The 22,581-nt window shown below is 63.0% G+C and carries 19 protein-coding genes; 8 read left to right on the top strand and 11 right to left on the bottom strand.

Annotated features, from left to right (window positions below; all coding sequences use genetic code 11):
- Positions 1-11: 11 nt before the first annotated feature.
- The 3 genes from MKZ40_RS08175 to MKZ40_RS08185 form a co-directional block, all read right to left on the bottom strand.
- On the bottom strand, positions 12-1,193 hold the full coding sequence (locus MKZ40_RS08175; RefSeq protein WP_175088828.1) for a DMT family transporter: 1,182 nt from the start codon (positions 1,191-1,193) through the stop codon (positions 12-14).
- A gap of 198 nt (positions 1,194-1,391) precedes the next feature.
- On the bottom strand, positions 1,392-2,126 hold the full coding sequence (locus MKZ40_RS08180; protein WP_175088827.1) for an AraC family transcriptional regulator: 735 nt from the start codon (positions 2,124-2,126) through the stop codon (positions 1,392-1,394).
- Positions 2,127-2,189: 63 nt separating this feature from the next.
- On the bottom strand, positions 2,190-2,651 hold the full coding sequence (locus MKZ40_RS08185) for a carboxypeptidase regulatory-like domain-containing protein (protein ID WP_175088826.1): 462 nt from the start codon (positions 2,649-2,651) through the stop codon (positions 2,190-2,192).
- Positions 2,652-3,234: 583 nt separating this feature from the next.
- Here MKZ40_RS08185 and MKZ40_RS08190 point away from each other — a divergent pair.
- The 4 genes from MKZ40_RS08190 (at position 3,235) to MKZ40_RS08205 (ending at position 8,015) form a co-directional block, all read left to right on the top strand.
- The gene (locus MKZ40_RS08190; protein ID WP_175088825.1) at positions 3,235-3,783 is read left to right on the top strand and encodes a sugar dehydrogenase complex small subunit; all 549 of its coding nucleotides are present in this window, start codon (positions 3,235-3,237) and stop codon (positions 3,781-3,783) included.
- 154 nt (positions 3,784-3,937) lie between these two features.
- Complete coding sequence (locus MKZ40_RS08195; protein ID WP_175088824.1) at positions 3,938-5,551, top strand: GMC family oxidoreductase; 1,614 nt, start codon at positions 3,938-3,940, stop codon at positions 5,549-5,551.
- Positions 5,552-5,553: 2 nt separating this feature from the next.
- The gene (locus MKZ40_RS08200) at positions 5,554-7,083 is read left to right on the top strand and encodes a cytochrome c (RefSeq protein ID WP_175088823.1); all 1,530 of its coding nucleotides are present in this window, start codon (positions 5,554-5,556) and stop codon (positions 7,081-7,083) included.
- Between the two features lie 398 nt (positions 7,084-7,481).
- Positions 7,482-8,015, top strand: coding sequence for a hypothetical protein (locus tag MKZ40_RS08205; RefSeq protein WP_175088822.1), 534 nt, complete (start codon positions 7,482-7,484; stop codon positions 8,013-8,015).
- Positions 8,016-8,136: 121 nt separating this feature from the next.
- Here the strand turns inward: MKZ40_RS08205 and MKZ40_RS08210 are convergent, their stop codons facing one another.
- The 8 genes from MKZ40_RS08210 to rbsD form a co-directional block, all read right to left on the bottom strand.
- Positions 8,137-9,183, bottom strand: coding sequence for a hypothetical protein (locus MKZ40_RS08210; protein WP_217485811.1), 1,047 nt, complete (start codon positions 9,181-9,183; stop codon positions 8,137-8,139).
- 340 nt (positions 9,184-9,523) lie between these two features.
- The gene (locus MKZ40_RS08215; RefSeq protein ID WP_175088820.1) at positions 9,524-10,735 is read right to left on the bottom strand and encodes a dicarboxylate/amino acid:cation symporter; all 1,212 of its coding nucleotides are present in this window, start codon (positions 10,733-10,735) and stop codon (positions 9,524-9,526) included.
- A 312-nt stretch (positions 10,736-11,047) separates the two neighbouring features.
- The gene (locus tag MKZ40_RS08220) at positions 11,048-12,190 is read right to left on the bottom strand and encodes an MFS transporter (protein WP_175088819.1); all 1,143 of its coding nucleotides are present in this window, start codon (positions 12,188-12,190) and stop codon (positions 11,048-11,050) included.
- Between the two features lie 363 nt (positions 12,191-12,553).
- Entirely contained in the window at positions 12,554-13,579 is a 1,026-nt protein-coding gene (locus MKZ40_RS08225) for a LacI family DNA-binding transcriptional regulator (protein ID WP_175088818.1), read from the bottom strand.
- A gap of 146 nt (positions 13,580-13,725) precedes the next feature.
- Positions 13,726-14,628, bottom strand: a complete 903-nt coding sequence (rbsB, locus tag MKZ40_RS08230; protein WP_175088817.1) for a ribose ABC transporter substrate-binding protein RbsB — start codon at positions 14,626-14,628, stop codon at positions 13,726-13,728.
- A 122-nt stretch (positions 14,629-14,750) separates the two neighbouring features.
- Entirely contained in the window at positions 14,751-15,728 is a 978-nt protein-coding gene (gene rbsC / locus MKZ40_RS08235; RefSeq protein WP_107334720.1) for a ribose ABC transporter permease, read from the bottom strand.
- A complete protein-coding gene (locus MKZ40_RS08240; RefSeq protein ID WP_153635846.1) occupies positions 15,728-17,359 on the bottom strand; it encodes a sugar ABC transporter ATP-binding protein in 1,632 nt (543 codons plus the stop codon). Before MKZ40_RS08240 ends, rbsC begins: the two co-directional genes overlap by 1 nt.
- Entirely contained in the window at positions 17,359-18,012 is a 654-nt protein-coding gene (gene rbsD / locus MKZ40_RS17205) for a D-ribose pyranase (protein WP_217485810.1), read from the bottom strand. Before rbsD ends, MKZ40_RS08240 begins: the two co-directional genes overlap by 1 nt.
- A gap of 175 nt (positions 18,013-18,187) precedes the next feature.
- Here rbsD and fliD point away from each other — a divergent pair, with 175 nt between their 5' ends.
- From fliD to MKZ40_RS08265, 4 genes are all read left to right on the top strand, one after another.
- Positions 18,188-19,645: a flagellar filament capping protein FliD gene (gene fliD / locus MKZ40_RS08250; protein WP_153635844.1), complete on the top strand. Its 1,458-nt coding sequence runs from the start codon at positions 18,188-18,190 to the stop codon at positions 19,643-19,645.
- 181 nt (positions 19,646-19,826) lie between these two features.
- Positions 19,827-20,228 carry a flagellar export chaperone FliS gene (fliS, locus tag MKZ40_RS08255; protein ID WP_153635843.1) on the top strand — a complete coding sequence of 134 codons (402 nt, stop codon included), beginning with the start codon at positions 19,827-19,829 and terminating at the stop codon, positions 20,226-20,228.
- Between the two features lie 2 nt (positions 20,229-20,230).
- Positions 20,231-20,566: a flagellar protein FliT gene (locus MKZ40_RS08260; protein ID WP_153635842.1), complete on the top strand. Its 336-nt coding sequence runs from the start codon at positions 20,231-20,233 to the stop codon at positions 20,564-20,566.
- 454 nt (positions 20,567-21,020) lie between these two features.
- The gene (locus tag MKZ40_RS08265; RefSeq protein WP_153635841.1) at positions 21,021-22,562 is read left to right on the top strand and encodes a hypothetical protein; all 1,542 of its coding nucleotides are present in this window, start codon (positions 21,021-21,023) and stop codon (positions 22,560-22,562) included.
- Positions 22,563-22,581 lie beyond the last annotated feature (19 nt).

Consider the following 22,581-nt stretch of genomic DNA (forward strand, 5'->3'; position numbering starts at 1 on the left):
GCTCATGGCCGTCAGGCGTCGTGATGCTGCCATGGCGCCAACCCTTGCTCAGCCCCTTGCTCCGACCCTTGCTTGGCATCGCGGCCATGCTCGGTTCCGCTCCACGGGTCACGCCACGAATCACGCTCACCCCAATGGGCAGCGTCGTCTTGTGGCTCAACCAGAGCGTCGGAGGCCGTGTCGGGCGTCGTCCAGGCCGCGAGGTCTGCCTGCGGGCTGGCCATCGGCGCCTGCGTTGCCTGCGGCCGCAATTGCAGCATCAGACAGGTCATGATCAGCACCATGCCGATGGCGCCCATCAGCGTGAACTGCTCGCCGACCACGATGACGGCCAACAGTCCCGCCACCAGTGGCTCGAACATGGTCAGGACTGTCACCCGGCTGATGGGCGCGCTGGCGAGCCCGCGTCCGAAGATGAGGCTGGCCAGCAGCATCGGGATCAGCGCCATGTAGATGGCGACCGCCGAATTCACCGGCGTGGCAAACAGGCGCGGATCGAGGAACAGGCAGCTGATGGCCAGGCCGATCAACAGTATGACGCCGGCACAGCCGAACATTGTCCCCATGGCTGCACGGCGATGCACGCCCAGCAGCATCATGCGTCTGGCAAGCAGCGAATAGGTGGCGTAGCTCGCGCCGGCCAGCACGCCCAGCCCGATACCGATGAGCTTGCGGCTTTCGCTGGCAACGCCGCTGGCAGTGGCTTGCGCTGCCGTATCCGCCAGACGTGTCTCGCCCACTGCCATCAGCCCCACGCCAGCCATGCCCAGCATCAGCGCTGCGTACCAGCGCACACTGACGCGCTTGCGGTCCAGCACATATTCCAGCACCGCTGCCGCCAACGGCGCCGTGGCGATGGTGATCACGGTGCCCATCGCCACGCCGGTGTATTCCATGGCCGAATAGAATGCCAGCGGGTAGACGATGATGAACAGCGCTGCCCACAGCACGAGATGCTTGTGAACCAGCAGGGCGGCCAGCTCCTCATGAAGGATTCGTCGCGACAGCACTGCCTGCAGAATGCCGCCAAAGCCCATGGCGAAGGCGCCGGTGGCCAGCGGACTGACATCCTGATTGAAGTGGGCGGCGGTGCCGGTCGTGCCCCATAGCAGGGCGGCCGTGAGGACGGAAAGGTTGCCGATCTGGCGTTCCAGCGCTGGGCGGAAGGGCGTCCGGGAGAAGGAGTGCTGCATGGTGGATGGCTCGCAATGAAGTGTGTCTCGGTGTGCACGAGATTACGCCTCATCGCGAGAAATATATTGTGCTGAAACTACGCTCTGATCTGCCAGGAGAAGCAAAACGTCATATACCGCCAGAGTGCGGTGGTGGACTGCTGGTTCGGATGCTCAATCGGTTGTTCAGATGATCGAATCAGTCGGTCATTCAGTCATTCAGTCATTCGGGGGAGTGAGGCTCGAATACTGGCGCGTCATCTCGCGTGGCGACTGGCCGAAGTAGCAGGAAAAGCGCCGCGAGAAGGCGGAGAGGTTCTGATAGCCGACGGCCTCGGCGACCTGCTGGACGCTGAGATCGGTATGGATCAACTGCGCCCGCGCGCGCTCCATGCGTCTGGCAGTCAGGTACTGCTTGACGCTGACGCCCAGATTGTCGCGGAACACCTTGTGAAACTGGGTCGGGCTCAGGTGGGCGAGTCGGGCCAGTGATGCCACGTCGTGGGGCTGCTCAAGCTGCGCGTTCATGACATCGAGCACCCTGAGCAGACGACGGTCGACGCGTTGATCACAGGTCTGCTTCTCCAGCAGGCCGAGAAACAGCGCGATGGAGAGCTGATCGATGTGCTTGTCGACCTCACCTTGCAGCTGCGCTTCGAGAAACAGCAGGTAGTTCATCAGCAGGGTGCTGATCGAGAACACCACGCGTTGCGACGCCGTAAGGTTGTCGGGCAGGTAGTCCAGGTCAGCGACGATGAAGCGCGCGGCGTCCTTGGCATGAAACAGATGTGACTCCCCGGGGCGAATGATGACGCACTCGCCGGTGACCACGGTGCCGTGATGGTTGCCGACCTGGATATCGAGATGGCCGCGGATCGGCAGCACCAGCTGGTGGTGGTCGTGATCATGGACCGTCGCCTGTGGCGTATAGGCGCGCAGCGAGAGTGTCGTCATGGTGCGGTGGCCATCATCCGGCGATGCAAGGGCAGCATGGAGAGCAAGAGAGACATGCGCCTGTCATCGGCTCAGCTCGATGCTGCGGGTCTGGCCACGGCCGACCTGAACCTGACTGAGGATCAACGGGCTGCGTGTGCCGTCCGGCAACTGGACGACACCGGCGACATAGAAGGTGCCGGATGGCAGGCCAGTGGCATTGAAGTAGCCATTGCTGTCAGTGCGCACGCTGTGGGTGTAGGCCTGGGCGCGCGGGTCGGCGCGAGACGCCGTCTTGCCTGCCAGTGCCAGTTCCGCGGCTTCCGCGGAGTAGGTGGTGACCGGGGCGATCGAGATGCCCGCCCGGTTGGCGTAGATCGTCTGGCCCTGCCACTCATAGGACATGCGGCCCTTGATCACCGAGGTGCCGGTCTTGTCGAGCCTGGCGTACTCCGCCTCCGGGAAGGCGACGGTACGCTGGACGCGCTGCTCGCCCTGTTCGGGCTGTGAAGAGCCGAAGTCCGGCAGCGAAATGCTGTCGGCCATGCGCGAGGCGCTTTCACACCCGGCAAGAACGGCGGTACACATGAGCAGAGCGAGCGGAGTACGCAAGTGACGAAGCATGGCGAGTCTTCCCTGAAGTCGAGTGATGGGTGGCGCGTGCGGCTTGAGAGCGAATCAGTCTGACCACATCTATTGCTCTTGCCCCACATCCTACTGCGCTGAGCACGGCCAGGGAACTGCCGGTGGGCGGGAGGCAGGCGAGGGTGACTCCCCCGTCAGGCATCGGCATTCGCTGGCATCCGCTGGTAACTCTCGCGGTTTCGACCGACCCTTGTCGGTAGGCCAGCAGCAAGCGTTTGCCCGCTAGCGGGCTGGGTTGCGCAAAGCACGCCTCTGGAGTTGCTTAAACAGGAACTCCTTGTTCATTATACGTTTGTCTATAACGTGATGGCGCTTGTTACCATGCTGCTCATCAAACCCTGTGCAAGGGCTACGCAAGAGCTGTTCGAAACCGCTCGAGGTCTGCTTGTGTGCTGTTAGAGCGCTATTCGAGTGCAGCACACAGGCGTCAATACTGCCTTGTGCACTGGCGTCGGGTGAACCATTCATTGTCCGGGAGGGCCGCATGTCGACATCCCAGAGTGCTACTGATCCTTCACGTCGCCAGCTATTGAAGCTGGGACTCGGTGGAGCAGGCATGGCCGTGTTCGGCGGCCTGTCCCTTCAGGCCCTGGCCGAGACGGTCGCTGACGATCAACAGACGCAGGATGACAGTGCCTTCGCGACGTTCATGGTCCTGTCGCGCTGGCTGCTCAGCGACAAGACCCTGGATGAGTGGCTGGGCCAGCGCTACTTCGAGGCGCTGGCGAGAATTCCGGCCGAGGGTGTACCCGGCGTCGGCAGCTTGCCAGCCCTCAAGACCCGCCTGCTGGCCCTGGGCGAGTCGCGAGAGTACGTGACAAAGGAAGACCTGAGCGACGGTGAGATGGCGCTGGTGCGCCGTCTGCTGCAGGCCTGGATGCTCGGCACGGTCGGCAAGTCGATCAGTGACCCTGACGCCGAGGTCATCGCCTTCGAGCGCGCTGGCATGTATGCCGGGCCGCGCGATGTGCAGGTGGTGCGTACCTATTGCCCCAACCGTCCGGGGTTCTGGGCTGAGGCACCCAAGGCCTGACTGGTCACGCCTTCTTCAGATCTGCGCGTGACGGATGGTAGGGCCTCGGGTTCGTGCTGAGACCTCCGCTTCTGATATCGCCCGCGTGCCAGACCTTCCAGGGGCGTCCTGACCGCTCCTGTTGCTGTTTCCAATTTCCCGAGGAGAATCCTGCATGGCCGAGGAATCCCGTTCGTATGATGCCGATGTGATCGTGGTCGGGTCTGGTGTCGCCGGCGCCCTGATCGCACATCGCCTGGCCGAGGCCGGCAAGTCGGTCATCATGCTGGAAGCAGGCCCGCGCATGCAGCGCTGGCAGATCGTCGAGCGCTTCCGCAACCAGGCCAACAAGATGGACTTCATGGGGCCTTATCCTGCCAGCAACGCAGCGCCCCATCCGATGCTCTACGGCGAGAATGCCGACTATCTGGTACAGAAGGGGGAGCAACCCTACGACGCCCAGTACATTCGTGCCGTCGGCGGCACTACCTGGCACTGGGCGGCGTCTGCCTGGCGTTTTCTGCCCAGCGATTTCGTGCTCAAGAGCGAGTATGGCGTCGGGCGCGACTGGCCGATCGGCTATGACGAACTGGAAGACTATTACTTCCGTGCCGAGGTCGCGCTGGGTGTCTGGGGGCCGAATGATGTCGATCTGGGCAGCCCGCGCAGCGCCGAGTATCCGATGGCACCGCTGCCGCTGTCGTGGAACGAGCGGCGGGTCAGCGAGCGTATCAATCCCCATGGATTTGACATGGTCACCGAGCCGGTGGCGCGCAACAGCCGCCCCTATGATGAGCGCCCGACCTGCTGCGGCAACAACAACTGCATGCCCATCTGCCCGATCGGTGCGATGTATTCCGGCATCATCCATGTCGAGAAGGCCGAACGTGCCGGTGCCAGATTGATCGACAATGCCATCGTGCATCATCTGGAAAGCGACGCCAGCGGCAAGATTCGCGAGGTGCGCTATCTGGACCCCGACGGCAAGCAGCATCGCCTGAGTGCGGCGCGGGTGGTGCTGGCGGCCAATGGCATCGAGACCCCCAAGCTGATGCAGATGTCGGTCAACGCCCATACCCCCGATGGGGTGGGTAACCAGAACGACATGGTCGGCCGGCATCTCATGGATCACCCCGGTACCGGGGTGAGCTTTCTGGCCGATGAGCCGCTGTGGGCGGGGCGTGGCCCTCAGGAGATGACCTCGATCATCACCTGGCGTGACGGCGACTTCCGCAAGGGCTTCGCATCCAAGAAGCTGCATCTGTCCAACATTGCCCGCACGCAGCAGATGACCACGGAGGTGCTGTCGGAAACACCGCTCAGGCTCGGCGCGGATCTGCAGGCGCAAATCGATAATCGGGCCAGCCGCTATGTGCAGTTCGACAGCTTCCACGAGCTGTTGCCAGAGGCCGCCAATCGCATCACGCCGTCAAAAAAACGTGACGCTCTCGGCCTGCCGCGCCCGGAATTCCGTTATGCTATCGATGATTACGTCAAGCGCAGCGCCGCGCATACCCGTGAACAATATGCGCGTATCGCTCAGCTGATGGGAGGCACCGACATCGCGTTCCGTGATGAGTTCTCCAACAACCAGCATATCTGCGGTACGACCCTGATGGGAGACAACCCCAAAGACTCCGTGGTGGATCGCGATTGCCGAGTGCATGGCCATGACAACCTGTTTGTCGCCAGCTCCGGCAGCATGCCCACCGTCGGGTCGGTCAATTGCACCCTGACCATCGCGGCGTTGTCTCTGCGTATTGCCGATCTGCTCGAACAGGAAATATAAGCATGGTCCCGCACGTCCGTACTGCTGGCACCCGTGATGCCATTGATGAGAAAGGTCGCGGTGCCCGCCCGACCCTTCGCCCCGCACGCCTGACCCGTGCCGTCCGCCTGGCCGCCATTGCGGGCACCAGTGCCATGTTGCTCAGCGCCTGCGGCAGCGGCGAGGATGAGCACGCCAGACAGGTACAAGCCGACAAGGCCGCCACCGATGACCCCGCGCTGATCGAGAAGGGCCTGTACATGGCGCGCGCCAGTGATTGCGCGGCCTGTCACAGCACCGAGGACGGCGATGAATATGCCGGTGGCCTCGGCTTCGAGACCCCGGTGGGCGAGATATACGCCACCAACATCACCCCGGACACCGAGCACGGCATCGGCAACTACACCCTCGAGGAGTACACCCGTGTGCTGCGCGAGGGCGAGGCTGCCGATGGTCACAACCTCTATCCGGCGATGCCGTTCCCGTCCTACGCTCGTCTGACGGATGAGGACATCAAGGCGCTCTATGCCTGGAACATGCATGAGGTGACGCCGAGCAGCACGCCCAACCGCGAAAGCGAGATTCCGTTCCCGCTCAACATGCGTTGGCCGATGGCGCTGTGGGAAGAGATCTTCTCGCCGCTGGAGCCGTGGCAGGACCACGAGGACAAGAGTGCCGACTGGAACCGTGGCGCCTATCTCGTCCAGGGGCCGGGCCACTGTGGCAGCTGTCACACCGAGCGTGGCTTCGCCTTCCAGGAAACGGCGCTGACCGGTGATGAAGAAGGCTATCTGGGCGGGGCGATGATCGAAGGCTGGCGCGCCTTCAACCTCACGCCGGACATGCAGGATGGTCTGGGCAGCTGGAGCGAGCAGGATATCCAGACCTATCTGGCGACCGGCAACCTCAAGGGCAAGGCGCAGGCTGGCGGCCCGATGGCGGATGTGGTCGAGCACTCCATGCGTTACATGAGTGAAGACGACCTGCGCGCCATCGCGGTCTATCTGAAGTCGATTCCGGCGGTGGATGGCAAGGGCGAGCAGGGCGAGGCGGTCAATGATGGTGATCGCGAGGCCGAAAGCGAGCCGCAGGTCGCCACGCGCTTCAATCAGGGGGCACCGGCCGATGATGTGCTGTTGCTGCGCGGTCAGCCGCTGGACAAGCGTCCCGACGATGAAGATCTGATCGGCCAGCTGACCGATGCCACGCCGGGCGTGCGTCTGTATCTGGGCCACTGCGCCATGTGTCACGGCGCGGATGGTGCCGGCACCCAGGATGGCTACTACCCATCGCTGTTCCACAACAGCGTGACCGGCAGTGTCTATCCGGACAATCTGGCCCAGGCGATCCTCAATGGCGTGCAGCGTGAGAACAATGGTCACAGTGTCTTCATGCCGGCCTTCGATGACAGCCTGACCGATGATGAGCTGATCAATCTGATGGACTATCTCGAGAATCGCTTCGGGGAAGGCCATCAATCCGAGACGCTGGCATCGCCCGAAGCACGTCGTCAGCAGCTGAGCGACAAGCTCGAGGACTGGCGCAAGCACTGAGTCCGGTGCAGGCTCTGAGATCTGTGCTGACAGGCCTGCGCAAGTGCTGGGTCGCCGAGTAAAAAGACAGCCCATGAAAGCGGGCTGTCTTTTCCGTGACCTGCGCCACGGCGCCGACATGCGATTGTCGTGTGCGTTCAGTGCCGTCTCATCCCGCGCTCGGTATCCTCCACGACTGGATCGTCCACGACTGGATCGTCCATGACTGGATCGTCCATGACTGGTTCATCCGTGGCTGGCGATGTCACACAGTTGGGGTAATATTGCCCCATGCAGGCCCCCCGATTCACATTCATCCCGCTCGGGTTGCGCTCAAATGCAGCACAAACTGAAGAACTGCGGTAGAATGTGCGCCCAGACTTTAGCTCTTTATCAATTATTCGAGGCAACATAGCAGTATGACCGACGCTAATCTTGACGACCAGCTTGCATCCCTGTTTCAGGAGCAGGACACCAAGCAGGACCAGAACGCCCGCATCAAGGAGCTGGAGCGTCAGCTGCGTGAAGCCAGCAAAGAAGCCGACAAGCTCCGCAATGCCCGTGACAAGGCAAAGAAGGAAGTCGAAGACCTGCGCGCTCGCAACGAACGCCTGAGCGAGAAAGCCGCAGCCTCTGACAAGCACCGCAAGCAGGTCGAACACGAGTTCAACCAGAAGCTGGTGCAGTACAAAGCACGTCTGGCACGCGAACAGGCCATCGCCCAGTCTCGCATGATGCCGATGGGCGCAGCCGTCGAGGAAGCGACCGAAGAAGCCGATGCGACCTCTCTGGAAGACCTCGGCCTCAACGCTGCCGCTATCCGTGCCCTGACTGACGCTGGCTACGACGATGTTGCCAAGGTTCGCAAGGCTCACGCTGATGGCGTGATCTCTGAAGTCAAGGGCATCGGCCCGAAGGCTCAGTCCCAGATCGCTGAAGCCCTCGACGCCTGATCGTTGCCCTTGATCGAAAAAACCCGCCAATCGGCGGGTTTTTTTGTGTCTGTCATTTGCCCTGTGGCGGGCATGACTGTTGGGCCTACAGCCGGGTCTTCACCTGGGTCTACTGCTGTAGCTACTTCTGAATAGCAGGCCAGCTGACCGCTGACTGCTGCTCGCCCAGCCAGTCCTTGAGGGCGGTGCGCATGTCGGCGCTCGGGATAGCGCGCCCGTTCAGCGCATGCACCACCTTGGGGAGACTCGGCGCCTCACCGGCATCCGCCGGCCAGGCCTGCTTGAGCGTGAAGGCGAGCTTCATCGGCTCCTCGCCGTGCAGGCTCTGTTGCATACGAGCGTGCTCAACGGCCAGCAACTCGAGCTCGGCCTCAAGGCTCGCATCCTCGATATCGGCACGACTGACCAGCAGCATGCGCGGCAAGTCGAGCATGTTGGCGCGCGGCAGCCAGTCCTTGGACAGCGGATGCAGCGCCACCAGACGCGTCGCGTCATCGCCGTTGAGGAAGGCGGCGTGCATCTTGCGGCTGTTGATCAGTGCCTGAGGCGCATCCCCGACATATTCATCGCCTTCCAGCTCTTCCAGCGAGCGCGGGCTGACCAGCTGCATGCTGGAGCCGACCTTGACCTCGACCCACTGCTTCAGCGCCAGATGCGAGCGTGCATCGTCATGGCGCATCACCACTCGCACGGCACGCGTGGTGTCATTGAGGAAGCGGATCAGTAGCTCCTGCGGCTCGAACAATTCGGTGTAGCGGATCAGTTCATCGCGCGCGACCAGGCTGACATCGTCGAGATCCGCGCCGTCCAGCACTCGCAGTGACATGCCGCTGTCGGCCAGTGCCTTGAGCATCTGCGGTGTCAGGTAGGCGGCGTCGAGGCTGCCATCGCTCAGCCCTTGCTCCACGGCTTCGTAGCTTGAGAACTGCTTGAGCATCAGCGGGCTGCTCAGTTGGTCGTCGAGGGTGCCCTCGGCCTCGAGCATCACGGCGGGACTGACGCTGACGCCGCCATCGGCAGGCATGCCGATCTCCAGCGCGCTGGCGTGCTGGGCAAGGGTCAGGCTGGCAGTGGTGAGCGACAGGGTGGCGAACATGCGTGCCAGACGCGGGCGAGATATCGGTAGCGATATCAAACGACAGGACAGTGCAGGGGAAAGCAGGAACATCTGGCACTCCGACAACGGTAACAGGGTGATGGCGTACGGCAGCAATGACAGCTCGCGCGCGCCAATGGTAGCTGTTTGGTCTGTGGGTGTCAGGCACGGCGCGGCGTCATGTCTCACCTCGCTGCTAGGCACGCCATCCTGCGGGGTGGCTGAGAGGATGATCGCGAGCACGACCGTGAGGAAGACCGTGGAGACGATCGTAAGGTTGCATGCGGGCATGAAAAAAGCCCCGTCTCCGAGAGAAGACGGGGCTTTTGACGACTATCCGCGCAGGTGGCTCAGTCCAATTCAGCGCACGGCTGAGCACAACGGCAGCTCACGGCTCAGCACATATGGAAGCTCACGGCTGTGAGCGTGCCACCGGTGCTTCGCCGGTCGCGGCAGCTGGCCCCGGCGTAGCCACCACACCATCGCGGCGTGCGAAGTGATCGACCCACAGCGCGATCACGCCATCGCCGGTGACGTTGGTGGCGGTGCCGAAGCTGTCCTGGGCCAGATATAGCGCGATCATCAGGCCGAGTTCCGCCTCTCCAAAGCCGAGCATGCTGCCCAGCACGCCAAGTGCCGCCATCACCGCACCACCCGGCGCCCCGGGCGCAGCGATCATGGTCAGGCCCAGCATGATCAAGAACGGAATCACTTCGCCGAGGCTTGCCAGCGCCAGATTTGGGCTCATCATCATCACGGCAGTAGCACAGGTGACGATGGTGATGGTTGAACCGGAAAGGTGGATGGTGGCGCACAGCGGCACGCTGAAGTTGGCCACTTCATCGCTGACGCCGTTGGCCTTGGTCTGACGCAGGCTGACCGGGATTGTCGCCGCCGACGACATGGTGCCCAGCGCCGTCAAGTAGGCCGGCAGCATGTTGCGCAACAGGCCCAACGGAGAACGACGCTGGATCAGACCGGTGATCATGTAGGCCGTGCTGAGCCAGATCCAGTGCATCACGATCGCCAGCACCAGCACCTTCCAGAAGGTATCCAGTGTCGACAGCGCCTTGCCCTCGTAGGCCATCTCGGCAAAGGTGCCGGCGATGAACAGTGGCAGCAGCGGGATGATGACGCGATTGAGGAACACCTCGACCACTTCACGCGATTCGAAGACGGCGCTTTTCAGGGTCGGCAGTTCGCGGCGGCTGATGACCACACCGAAGACGAAGGCCAGCACCAATGCCGTCATCACCGGCAGTGCCGCGGGGATTTCGAGATCGAGAAAGGGAGTCAGGGCATCGCGGCCTTCAGTGACCGGCGCCATGCCGGACAGCATGCCGGGCAGCAGGTTGCTGGCCACCAGGAAGGCGAAGATGCCGGCCAGAATCGTCGACCCGTAGGCCATGCCGACGGTGCGACCCAGCATGGCGCCGGAATTCTTCGGCAGCGACGCGATGCCGCTCATGACGTAGAACAGGATGATCAACGGGATGGTGAAGTTGATCAGCTGGCCGATGATGACCTTGGCGGTCAGCGCGGCACGTACGAGGGCATCCGGGGCCATCAGGCCGATCAGCAGGCCGGCAATGATGCCGAGGATAAGTTTGACGATGAGCTTCATGTGGATCTCGAGGGTTTGACGGGTTCTTGCCCCGATAACGGGTCGTGAATCGCGTACCACCTCGGCGACGCACCGAAATGGCGCGCAGAGTTTACCTGAATTGCGCCACCATTTCAGGCGCCTGGCCAGCTGCCGTGGCATGGGGTGTGAATGCCCATGACTCGACGTGTTGACCAGGCGCCATCTCAGGCTCTCAGCCGTTCATCGCTTCGCTTTCATCACTTTCGCGTTGTCTCTCTTTCGCGCCTCGCTTGCCCACCCAACGCTTCGCTTGCGCTCTCGTTTCACTGTCCTGGTCTCACTGTCCTGATCTCACTGTGATGAAGAGGCCGAGCGACGCTGCTTTACACCATGATGCACCAGTGCCACCGCTGCCAGTACCAGCCCGAACAGCGACATGCCCTGCCAGCCGTAGACGCTCATCATCTTGACGCCGATGGCGGAACCGGCTGCCGCACCGAGGTAGTAGCACAGCATGTAGACGGCGTTCATGCGGCTCTGTGCCTTGGGGTCGATCGAGAACACGCGCACCTGGTTGGGAATCTGGGCCGCGAAGACGCCCAGGTCCAGCAGGATGATGCCGATGATCAGTCCGGCCAGGCTGTTTCCCCAGAGGCCGAGCACCGCGAAGGACGCCAGCACCATCACCAGGGCGAAGCTGATCAGGCGCCCTGCGCCGACACGATTGACCAGACGGCCCGCCGCCTTGGCCCCGAAGATGCCGGCCAGCCCGATGATACCGAACAGCCCCGCCTGCTGGACGCTGTAGTCAAACGGCGCATCGGTGACGTGAATGGCCAGCGTCGCCCACATGGCATTGAAGGCCGCGAACCACAGTGCGCCGGTCAGTGCTGACTCTCGCAGCAGGGCATGTTGCTTGAACAGCGTGCCCATCGAGAGGATCAGTCTGGGGTAGGCCATCTGCACGGCAGGCGCGCGACTGGGCAGGTGACGATGCAGCAGCGCACCGATGATGACGGCGAGGATGGCCGCGACCAGGAAGACGCTGCGCCAGCCCCAGTATTCGCCGATGCTGCCGCTCAGGGTGCGTGACAGCAGTATGCCGATGGTCAACCCCGTCATCAGGGTGGCGATGTTCTTGCCGCGCGCCTCGGGGGTGGACAGCGAGGCGGTCAGCGGAATCAGTTGCTGGGTGATGTTGGCGCCCAGCCCGGCCACGAAGCTTGCCAGCAACAGCGGCCAGAAGCTGGGGGCCAGGAAGATGCCCAGTGAGGCCAGTGCCAGGGTGATGGACAGATTGCGGATAAGTTGGCGCCTGTCCATGGTGTCGCCCAGCGGCGAGATCAGCAGGATGGCGGCGGCGTAGCCGAATTGGGTCGCGGAGGGAATCAGGCCGATCATGCCCTGGCTCACGCCCAGTGAGCGGGCCATCTCTGCCAGCAGCGGCTGGTTGTAGTACAGATTGGCGGCAGTTGCAGCGACCGCGATCGCCATCAGCAACAGCAGACCACGCCCAATGGCGGGCGTGCTGTCGGCGTCCGATGTCGATGTCGGTGAGGCTGTGCCTGACTGGACAGTATCTGATCGGCCAGTATCTGACTGGACAGTAACTGATCGGACTGTGTCCGATCGGGAAGTGCTGGAAGGGGGAGTGCCTGTCACCTGGGTGTCCTCATGTGCGTGCTGCCAGCCGTGGCAGCGGTGATTCACGAGGGGCAGGGTAGGCAGTGTTCACCTATAAGAGAAATGTTGGTGTTTGATATGTTTGATGCTCTACCGGTATAGATCTGTGATCTATCCTGGAGGCGCTCAATACTTACTGTGCTCAAGCGTGGCTGTGCTCAAACACGGCTGCGCTCAAGCCTGGCCCTGAAGGCGCTGGTCTGGCCGCGCGACACTGTCGCGTTCCACCAACCTCGGGGCCAGTTGGGTCTGGCCCGGGAAGGGGGTGCCCTCCAGGCGCGCGATCAGCTGATCGACGGCCGTGGTGCCCAGCGCATAGATCGGCTGGCGGATGGTGGTCAGGGCGGGTGAGAGGTAGGCACTGATCTCGATATCGTCGTAGCCGATGATCGAGAGCTGCGTGGGTACCTCAAGGCCCAGGTCCCGAGCGGCGCGCAGACAGCCCAGTGCCAGCAGATCATTGAAGGCAAAGATGGCATCGGGCCTGTCGGCCGGATCGGCCAGCAGCAGATGGGCTGCGCGATGACCGTCGGCCAGCATCAGCTGGGTCTCGATCTGCCAGTCCTCGGCAAGCCCCAGGCCGGCGGCGTGCAGAGCGTCCAGTGCTCCGCTCAGTCGCTCGCGGGAACGGGCATGATCGCGAGGCCCGGTCAGCAGGGCGATGCGTTCGATCCCCTGCGTCAGCAGGTGTTCGATGGCGAGCCTGCCCCCCAGGCGTGAATCATCATTGACCACCGTCATGTCCCAGCCAGGCTGGGGCTCGGCGTCCATCATCACCGTGGGCAGTGGCAGGGCGCTGAGCGCCTCGAGAAAGCCGGCACCGTTCTCGGCGGTCATCACCACCAGTCCATCGATGCGTCGGTCCCGCAGTGTCTCGAGATAGCTGAGCTGCTTGGCGTCGATATCGTCGCTGTTGCACAGAATCAAGCTGTAGCCTGCCTGGTAGCAGCGGTCCTCGACGCCGCGGATCACCTCGGCGAAGAAGGGGTTGTGCGCATTGGTGACGATCATCCCGAGGGTGTGGCTACGGTTGGATTTCAGCGCGCGGGCGACGCTGTCCGGTCGATAGCCGAGTGCGGCGATTGATTCGCGTACTCGGGCCTCGGTCGCACTGGCCACCGGGCGGGTGGCATTCACGACATGCGACACCGTGGTCACGGAAACTCCGGCGTGTGCCGCCACATCCTTGAGTCGAATCACATCTCTGTCCCTGGTGGTGAAAGTCGAGCGGGCGTCACTGGCCCTGCGAGGCAAGCAATACACGCCATTGAAGGAAAGACGGAAAAACGCCGGCCAGTGGCCGGCGTCCTATCTTGCGATGAAGAGGGTGCGAGCCGTGCGGTCGCTTATTCGGTGATCAGCTTGAGTGGCACGGAAATGGTCTTCTCGACGTCTTCATCCTTGAGCAGCTTGTCGGCGGTATCGACACCGAGGCTACCGATCAGTGCCGGTTGCTGGGCGACGGTGGCGTCCATCTTGCCGGCCTGCACGGCCTTGATGCCTTCGTCGGTACCATCGAAGCCGACCAGCAGAATGTCCTTGCCGGCGGCCTGCAGGGCACGCTGTGCGCCGAGCGCCATCTCATCGTTCTGGGCAAAGACGGCATTCACGCCCGGGTGCGCCTGCAGCAGGTTCTCCATCACGTTCAGCCCCTGGGTGCGGTTGAAGTTGGCCGGCTGAGTGGCCACCAGGCTTAGGCCTGACTGGCCGTCGATGGCCTTCATGAAGCCTTCACCGCGATCGCGCGTGGCCGAGGCGCCGGCGACACCTTCCAGCTGCACGATCTCACCCTTGCCTGCGAGCTTTTCGGCGATGAAATTGCCCGCCAGTTCACCACCGGCGACGTTGTCGGAGGCGACGTGCGCCGCGACCCGACCGCCGTTGGCGCTGCGATCCAGTGTCACCACCGGCACATCACGGCCATTGGCGGTGCGCACGCTGGAGACCACGGCATCGGAGTCGGTCGGGTTGATCAGCAGCAGATCGACACCGCGGGACAGAGCATCCTCGACGTTGGACAGCTCACGCGCGGCGTCATCACCGGAATCCAGCACGATCAGCTCGTGGCCCAGTTCCTCGGCCTTGTCCTTGGCGCCCTGCTGGAGGCTGACGAAGAACGGGTTGTTCAGCGTCGAGACCACCAGCGCGATCTTGTCGGCCATGGCGGATTGCACCGGCATCAAGCTCAGGCCTGCGGCAGTGATGGCAGTGGTCAGCGTGGAGGTGAGCAGTTTTCCGTTCTTCTTCATGGCGATGGTCCTTTCATTGTTGTCGGCGACCCGCTGGAGGGCCCCCGTGGTTGGCGCACGGGGGCGAGGGTCTTCGATGCTGCAGGGAATGAAATCGTGTCGTGTCTTACGAACTTGCGCTTCTATTTCTGCGCACGGCTGTCGATCAGTACCGCAAGCAGTATGACAGCGCCCTTGGCGATCATCTGGTAGTAGCTGGAGACGCCCATGATGTTCAGCGCATTGTTCAGCACGCCGATCACCAGTGCCCCGATTAAGGTGCCGAAGATGCGCCCGCGGCCACCCATCAGGCTGGTGCCGCCGATGACGACTGCCGCGATGGCGTCCAGCTCGTAACCGGTGCCGGCATTCGGCTGTGCCGAACCCAGGCGAGCGGCGAGTATGGCACCGGCCAGTGCCGCGAAGGCACCCGCGATGGCATAGACGCTGATCTTGATGCGATTGACGTTGATGCCGGACAGGCGCGCGACCTTCTCACCACCCCCGACCGCATAGACGTGGCGTCCGAAGCGGGTGTGATGCAGCACGCCCCAGCACAGCACGTAGACGAAGAACATCATGTAGATCGGAATCGGCACGCCGAGCCAGTAACCGCCGCCCAGATTCCAGAAGCTGTCCGCGGCTTCGCTGACGCCGATGGAGACCGGACGGCCATCGGTGTAGACGAGCGTGGCACCGCGCAGCACCGTCATCGCCACCAGCGTGACGATGAAGGCCTGGATGCGACCGAAGGCGACGAACAGGCCGGAAATGGCGCCCAGGCCGGCACCGGCGATGATGGTGCCCGGCACGCTCAGCCAGGGGGAGAGGCCGGCGGCGGTCATCGAGGCCGCGAAGGCGCCGGTCAGCGCCAGTACCGCGCCAACGGACAGATCGATGCCCGCGGTGAGAATGACGAAGGTCACGCCCATGGCGATGATGGCATTGATGCTGGTCTGGCGGAGCACGTTGAGCAGGTTGTCGGAAGACAGGAAGTTGTCGGACAGGCCGGCACTCACGGCGATCAACAGGGCCAGCGCGATCAGCGCCTTGTTGTCGACCAGCAGGCGCATGACGTCGAGGCGGCGGCCGCTGGCGGCAGAGGAAGAAGGAGTAGACATCAGTTCGGCATCTCGTGGCGGGAAGCGGAGGAATCGGGGGTAGAAGACGGGCGGGTGGCGCCGCGTGATGCAGCGCTGGACGTTGACGTGCCGTTCGCGGCGTCGTTGCCACTGCTGAGGGGGCTCTCGAGGCCGGAGGCCGCGGTCATGATCGCTTCCTGGGTCGCGTTCTCTCGGCTGAACTCGCCGGAGATGCGCCCGTCGGCGACCACCAGAATGCGATCGGCCAGGCCGAGCAGTTCGGGCATCTCCGAGGAGATCAGCAGTACGCACTTGCCCTGGCGCTTGAGCTCGTTGATCAGCAGGTAGATCTCGCGCTTGGCGCCGACATCCACGCCACGGGTCGGTTCATCGAGAATCACCAGCTCCGGCGCCGGCATCAATGCCTTGGCCAGCGACACCTTCTGCTGGTTGCCGCCGGACAGTGTATCGACCGGCTGGTCGGTATTGCTGACCTTGATCTGCATGCTCTTGACGAAGCTTTCGACGGCGGCGGCTTCCTCGCCATGGCGAATACGCCCGAACGCGCCACAGAAGCTGGGCAGGGCGCTCAACGACATGTTGCTGGCCACCGAGTGAGGGAGAATCAGGCCCGCCTGCTTGCGGTCTTCCGGCACATACACCAGACCCGCGGCCAATGCCTCGGCCGGCGAGGCGAAGCGCACCGGCTGGCCATGCAGCTTCACGCTGCCGGCGCTGATACGGGTATCGCCACACAGGGCGCGGGCCAGTTCGGTACGCCCGGCGCCCATCAGGCCGCCAAAGCCGAGCACTTCCCCACGACGGGCCGAGAAGCTGATGCCCTTGACACCCGGCGCCTCGAGATCCTCGACCTCGAGCATCGCTTCGCCATCAGGGGTGGCGGGCGTATAAGGGTAGCGCTCGGCCAGCTCGCGGCCGACCATCAGGCGAATCAGGCCATCCTCATCCAGTTCCGCCGTCGGGCCCTGGTGGATCATCTGGCCATCGCGCAGCACGGCGACTTCATCGCACATGCTGAAGATCTCGTTCAGGCGGTGGGTGATCAGGACCAGCGAGCGGCCCTCGGCGCGCAGTTCGGCCACGACCTCGGCGAGAATCTCGGTCTCGATGTCGGTCAGCGCATCGGTGGGCTCGTCCATGATGATGATCTCGGCGTCCAGCGACAGCGCACGCGCGATCTCGACCATCTGCTGCTGACCGATGCTCAGCTCGCTGACGGCGGTGCGGGAATCCAGCGATTGACGCAGGCGGTCGAGCAGCTGGCGGGCATCGCGATGCAGACGCTTCCAGTCGACGGTGCCTAGCGTGGTGCGTGGCTCACGGCCGAGGAAGATGTTCTCGCCGGCGGACAGGCCCGGCACCAGATTGAGTTCCTGGTGGATGATGGCGATGCGGCTGTCCATCGCCTGACGTGGAGTGGTGAAGACCACTTCCTCGTCACGCAGCCACAGCGTGCCGGCGTCATAGCGATAGACGCCGGAGAGAATCTTCATCAGCGTCGACTTACCCGCGCCATTCTCACCGGCCAGCGCATGCACGCGCCCCGCGCGTAGGGTCAGATCGACACCCTTGAGCACGCTGACCCCTGAGAAGCCCTTGTCGATGCCCTTGAGCGCCATCAGCACTCTCGGTTGTGCATGGCTCTGCATCAGAAGGGCACCCCACAGTGCAGGATCACGTTGGCGTACGGCGTGCACTCGCCCGTGCGCACGATGACGCTCGCCTCGGGTAGCGCCGCCTTGAAGGCTTCATGACTGAGTTGCTGGCGAGCGATCGGCGTGAGTGACAGACGATCCAGTGTATCCAGACGTTCGACGATGGCGTCATGGAAGGAGGGGCTCTTGACCGGCAGCTCCTCGGCCAGGGTCGTGGCCTCGATGCACAGCTCGGCCAGCAGGGCGTCCAGTACCGGCAGCATGGCGGGCAGGCCGGGAACCACCGCGAGGTCGACACAGGGCACGCCCTCGGGAATCGGCAGGCCTGCGTCGGCGATCACCACGGTGTGGGTATGGCCGAGACGGGCGAGGTGGCCACTGAGAGGTCCGTTCAAGATGCCGTGTCGTTTCACGTCGCAGTCCTTGGGTAAAGCAGGAATGAGTCGATCCAGTATCTGAATCCGCTGGTTCACAATGGCGCCAATTATGAACCGCAAACGTTTGCGGTGCGGTAAGCGATACGTCGTAGGCGCTGTAGGGTGACTACCTTTCTGTAGTCTGAGGTCTAGTGCGGGGTGCGCTCGGAAGGTGAGCTTAAAAGAGAAGGCGATCCAAAAAGAGGGGAATCGAAAGAAGCGGGTGACCATGAAAAGACGGCGCTCACACAAGAGAACATCTGAACAAGAAAGCCCTCAAGTTCACCAGGCCCGTGCCGATAGCCCCAACACTCAGACAGACAAATACGCCCGGTATGCGTGCTTTTTCGCCTGATGGCGGCTCAGCGGGCATGTGAAAATACCTTCACCCTATCGAGAGGTGCATATGGCGACGATTTCATCGCTGGGGATTGGCTCTGGGCTCGACCTCAACAGTCTGCTGACGGATCTGGAGACGGCAGAGCGTCAGAAGCTCACGCCGATCGAGAACCAGCAGGCAAGTTACGAAGCCGAGTTGTCGGCCTGGGGCACGATTCAAAGTCGCCTGGAATCCCTGGATACCGCTGCCGCGGCGCTGGCCGATGCCGAGACCTATGCCGGCATGACGACCACCGCCAGTGGCTCGGGCGTCAGTGCCACGGCAACCTCGGAAGTGAGTGCGGGCAGTTATTCGGTGGCTGTCACCCAGCTGGCACAGGCGCAGAGTCTGGCGACGGCGGGGCAGGCGAGCCGCGATGAGGCCATCGGTGATGGCACCGCGACCACGCTGACGCTGTCATTGGGCACGCTGGCCACTGACGGCAGCTATGCGGCGGATGCCGAGCGCAGCGCCAGCATCGTCATCGACGAGAGCAACAACACCCTGGAAGGCATTCGTGATGCCATCAATGAGGCGGGCCTCGGGGTCACGGCCTCGATCGTCAATGATGGCTCCGACACGCCGTATCGCCTGGTGATGACCTCGGATGAGACGGGCAACGAGGCGGTGATGAGCCTCGCGACCAGCGGCGAGGTGGCAGAGCTCGAGAGCCTGCTCAGCCATGACCCGGCGAGCTATGACGCGACAAGCAGTGACCCGGCCGCCAGCGGGATGGAGCAAGTCGTCGCGGCGCGCAATGCCGAATTCAGCGTCAACGGCATCAGCATGCAAGCCACCTCCAATGTCATCGATGATGCCGTGGATGGTTTGACCCTGACGCTGAGCGAGACCAATACGACTGCGAGCGTGGTCACCGTCAAGGAGAACGCCGAGTCGGTGAGCAAGGCGATGGAGACCTTCGTCAATGCCTACAACGATCTTCAGGACACCATCGACAATTACACCGCCTTCAATGCCGATGAAGGGACCGCGGGGGAATTGCTGGGGGACTCGACGCTGCGCACCATCGAGAGCCGCCTGACCTCGGCGCTGAATTTCACCAGTGAGGGCGATTTCTATGCGCTCTCCTCGCTGGGAGTGAGCCGTACCAACGATGGCAAGCTCGAATTCGACAGCGCCGTGATCGAGGCCGCCGACAGTGAGCAGCTGGCGGCGATGTCGGGATTCTTCATCTCCGATGATAAGGCGGGTACCAGTGGTTTCGCCAGCCAGATGTCCAGTCTGCTGGAAGAGGTGGTCGGGGAAGATGGCACGCTGGAAAGCACTAAGGAAGGCATCGAAGGGTCGCTGGAGAGTCTCGCCAGCCAGTATGAGCAGACCGAAGACACCATCGAGGCCACCATCGAGCGCTATCGTGAGCAGTTCACGGAACTCGACATTCTGGTGGCCAACCTGACATCCACCAGTGATTACCTGACCAGTCAGCTGGAAACGCTGGAAAACAGCTGGGACATGACGGGCTGATCGGCGGCTGATGCCCTGAGACATTGGTCTTTGGCCACTGGGCCCAGGCCCGGACCATCCGCCATGCGCCTGCGAGATTCGATGAGTCCGGCCATGCCCGCAGTCGAGGCCACGTGCCGCCGACGGCTCCACATCTGACAGAGATACTGACAAACGTCATGAACAAGGGAACCCAATCACCATGAGTCGCTATCGTGGCGCCAATGCCTATGCCCGTGTCGGCGTGGAATCCGGTGTGCTTTCCGCCAGCCCGCACCAGTTGATCGTGATGTTGTTCGAAGGAGCAGACCGCGCGCTGGCGGCGGCGCGTCTGCAGATGGAGGCCGGCGACGTGGCCGCCAAGGGGCAGTCGCTGGCCAAGGCGACCAGCATCGTCACCGAAGGCCTGCGTGCCTGCCTGGATCATGAGCAGGGCAACGAGGTCGCGACCAATCTCGATCGCATGTATGACTACATCGCGCGCCTGATCATGCAGGCCAATCTGGGCAACGACCTAGAAAAGCTCGACGAGGCACGTCGCCTGCTCAACGAGCTGGGAGACGCCTGGCGTCAGATTGCCGTACACGACAAGGGAATGGGCTGACCATGGACAGCAATGCAATGCTCGCCGATGACACCTTCCAGCAATGCGATGAGCTGTTGGAGCAGATGAATGCCATGCTGCGCTCAGCGCGCCTGGGTGACTGGCCCGCGGTACTCGGCGGGCAGGCCAGCTATATCGAGAAGATGCAGCAGCTGCGCATGCCGCGAGGTGGCAACGCCGAGACGCGCAGGGCGCTGGAACAACGCCTGCGCACGCTGACTACGCTGGAGTCAGAGCTGACCGTCCAGCTCAAGGCGCGTCAGAGCCAGTTGCAGGAAGTGCTCGGGGACGTGAGTACGCGCCGCAAGCTGGCCCGCAGCTATGGCCAGGGCAGCTGAAGCCAGCACAGAAAAGCCCGAGGAAGCTGCGATCAGGGCCGGGTCGCCGAGGCTGCGCGCATGGCTCCCAGACGTCCCACTTGGGCAATGAGGACTGCACGACATGAGCGGCATCAATCCCTTGATCGATAGTCTGCTCCATCAGGTGTTGGGCAGGGCGGCACAACGCCCGCCGCCGGCGGACGCCGGTGTCGTCTTCCCGACCTCCGCTCTCCAGTCGCGTCAAGGGCTGGGGGCGGAAGATGGCAAGGGCAGCAGGGGTCAGGATGGCACCCAACAGCTTTTCCAGACAGGCACAGGAGCAGGCGCAAGGCCTGCGTCTTCGTCATCGAATGCCAGCGCAGCATTGCTGTCAGCCTCGCAAGCTTCCACTTCTCCAATCGGCGTCCCCGCGTCATCTTCCTCTTCTCTTGCATCGTCTGGTGCTTCCGTCGAACTGACGACGCAGACTCAGATGATATCGCGTTTGCTCGACGCCCTGTCGCAGCTGGTAGCCAGCGGCTCAGCCTCTGCGCGGGTCGGGTTGGCGCTGCCGGAAGGGCAGACGCTAGCTTCTCTACTTGCCAGCGGCCATCCCTTGCCCGGCTTTCTGGCCCCCATTGCGCTGCCCAACGCATCGCTTCTGAGCCTGTCGGCGGCCTTGAGCCAGCAGATGCACCAGAGCGGGCTCTTCTACGAGGCGGACCTGCTCGCCTGGGTCGACAATCGCCTGGGTTTGGCTGACCTCGCCGGGCACCCTCAGCTTGCCAATGCCAGGTTGGAGGCTCTGTTGGCCTGGCGGCAATGGCCGGTGCTTGCGGAGGCGCGCTTCACCCCCTGGGAAGAGACGCGCGAGGACGCCTTTGTCTGGCGCATGCGAGACATGCGAGAAGAGCTGCGCCGTGAGGCGCGCGCAGGCATGGCACGGCCGCGCAGTGACATGCTGTTGCCGCCAGGTAGTGTGGACGTGGCCCGACAGGGCGTCAGCGCCCATGAAGCCAGTGCGCTGGGTGCCTATCGCGCCAACATGCAATTGGGCGTCGCTCAACCTGCCGCCTCTGAAGTGTCTCGTTCGGATGCGCTCGCCAGCGGGCTGGTGCAGCAACAGCTGTTGTTGATTCTGGGTCAGCCCTTCAATTGGCAGGGCTTGTTGATGCCCGGCCTGCATGTCTTCTTCAGTCTCTATTTCCCGGGGCCGCCTTATCGGCATCGCTCGCGGGATGAGGAGGAGCGACGTACAGCGCCATTGGCCGTGACGCCCATGTCTGCGCATGACGCCACACCCGACAGCCGCCGCAGTGATCACGGCGAGGCTCAACAGTGGAAGATGTTGCTGACATTGGTGGCAGGCGGCAGCGATGACGAGGAGAGCAGCGATCGCAAGCCACAGGTGACTTCCGAGCAGGAAAACCTTGCCGCGAAGGACAATGCAGAACAGGGCGAAGGGCAGGCGCCAGCGTCCGGTAGTGCGGAAAGTGAGGGTGGTGAGGAGAGCAAGAGCAGTGAGAGCGGTGATACTGCCGCGCGGGCAACGCTCGCACTGAACCTGACCTGGTATCAGCTCGCTGCGCCTGTGGCATTGGTGGTCGAGATCGAGCGACTGACGCAACCTTCCAGCAACGCTGGCGATCATGAAGCCACCTTGCGCGAGATGCAGCATGTGCTCGCGCAAGGTCTGGCCGGGATGGCGCCCAGGGTGCACGTGCGTCCCATCGATTCAGTGCGTGATCATGACTCGCCCGCGCCTTCTGATGACACTCCTGTCGATGCCCCCCGGGCCACAGCAGAGCAAGCGATGGATTTCATGCATACCCAGGGTGAGAGGCTGGGGCAGCGCATCCAGCAGCGGGCCAGGGCGCTGGGTCTGAGCGTGCATGAAATGCCCGAGCTGGTCGAAATGCTGGCCACCGGCCTGCCGGCACGCAAGGAATTGCCTACAGCCTTGATGCAGGTCGTCGTCAAGATCGCCGAGCTATGGGCAGAGGGGCATCGCTCACGGAAGACGCCTTCCGAGTGAAATCCTCGAATGTCCTGCC

It is taken from the genome of Cobetia sp. BMC6, from assembly GCF_029991385.1.
In the GTDB taxonomy this organism is placed as follows: domain Bacteria; phylum Pseudomonadota; class Gammaproteobacteria; order Pseudomonadales; family Halomonadaceae; genus Cobetia.

Bases quoted from the DNA above. Each gene is read 5' to 3' on its own strand.
- MKZ40_RS08180 (WP_175088827.1), bottom strand. From the start codon at position 2,126: ATGACGACACTCTCGCTGCGCGCCTATACGCCACAGGCGACGGTCCAT.
- MKZ40_RS08200 (WP_175088823.1), top strand. From the start codon at position 5,554: ATGGTCCCGCACGTCCGTACTGCTGGCACCCGTGATGCCATTGATGAG.
- rbsB (WP_175088817.1), bottom strand. From the start codon at position 14,628: ATGAAGAAGAACGGAAAACTGCTCACCTCCACGCTGACCACTGCCATC.
- MKZ40_RS08265 (WP_153635841.1), top strand. From the start codon at position 21,021: ATGATATCGCGTTTGCTCGACGCCCTGTCGCAGCTGGTAGCCAGCGGC.
- MKZ40_RS08210 (WP_217485811.1), bottom strand. From the start codon at position 9,183: ATGTTCCTGCTTTCCCCTGCACTGTCCTGTCGTTTGATATCGCTACCG.
- MKZ40_RS08220 (WP_175088819.1), bottom strand. From the start codon at position 12,190: ATGGCGATCGCGGTCGCTGCAACTGCCGCCAATCTGTACTACAACCAG.
- rbsC (WP_107334720.1), bottom strand. From the start codon at position 15,728: ATGTCTACTCCTTCTTCCTCTGCCGCCAGCGGCCGCCGCCTCGACGTC.
- MKZ40_RS08240 (WP_153635846.1), bottom strand. From the start codon at position 17,359: ATGCAGAGCCATGCACAACCGAGAGTGCTGATGGCGCTCAAGGGCATC.
- fliD (WP_153635844.1), top strand. From the start codon at position 18,188: ATGGCGACGATTTCATCGCTGGGGATTGGCTCTGGGCTCGACCTCAAC.
- MKZ40_RS08195 (WP_175088824.1), top strand. From the start codon at position 3,938: ATGGCCGAGGAATCCCGTTCGTATGATGCCGATGTGATCGTGGTCGGG.
- rbsD (WP_217485810.1), bottom strand. From the start codon at position 18,012: ATGGTCACCCGCTTCTTTCGATTCCCCTCTTTTTGGATCGCCTTCTCT.
- MKZ40_RS08215 (WP_175088820.1), bottom strand. From the start codon at position 10,735: ATGAAGCTCATCGTCAAACTTATCCTCGGCATCATTGCCGGCCTGCTG.
- MKZ40_RS08185 (WP_175088826.1), bottom strand. From the start codon at position 2,651: ATGGCCGACAGCATTTCGCTGCCGGACTTCGGCTCTTCACAGCCCGAA.
- fliS (WP_153635843.1), top strand. From the start codon at position 19,827: ATGAGTCGCTATCGTGGCGCCAATGCCTATGCCCGTGTCGGCGTGGAA.
- MKZ40_RS08190 (WP_175088825.1), top strand. From the start codon at position 3,235: ATGTCGACATCCCAGAGTGCTACTGATCCTTCACGTCGCCAGCTATTG.
- MKZ40_RS08205 (WP_175088822.1), top strand. From the start codon at position 7,482: ATGACCGACGCTAATCTTGACGACCAGCTTGCATCCCTGTTTCAGGAG.
- MKZ40_RS08260 (WP_153635842.1), top strand. From the start codon at position 20,231: ATGGACAGCAATGCAATGCTCGCCGATGACACCTTCCAGCAATGCGAT.
- MKZ40_RS08175 (WP_175088828.1), bottom strand. From the start codon at position 1,193: ATGCAGCACTCCTTCTCCCGGACGCCCTTCCGCCCAGCGCTGGAACGC.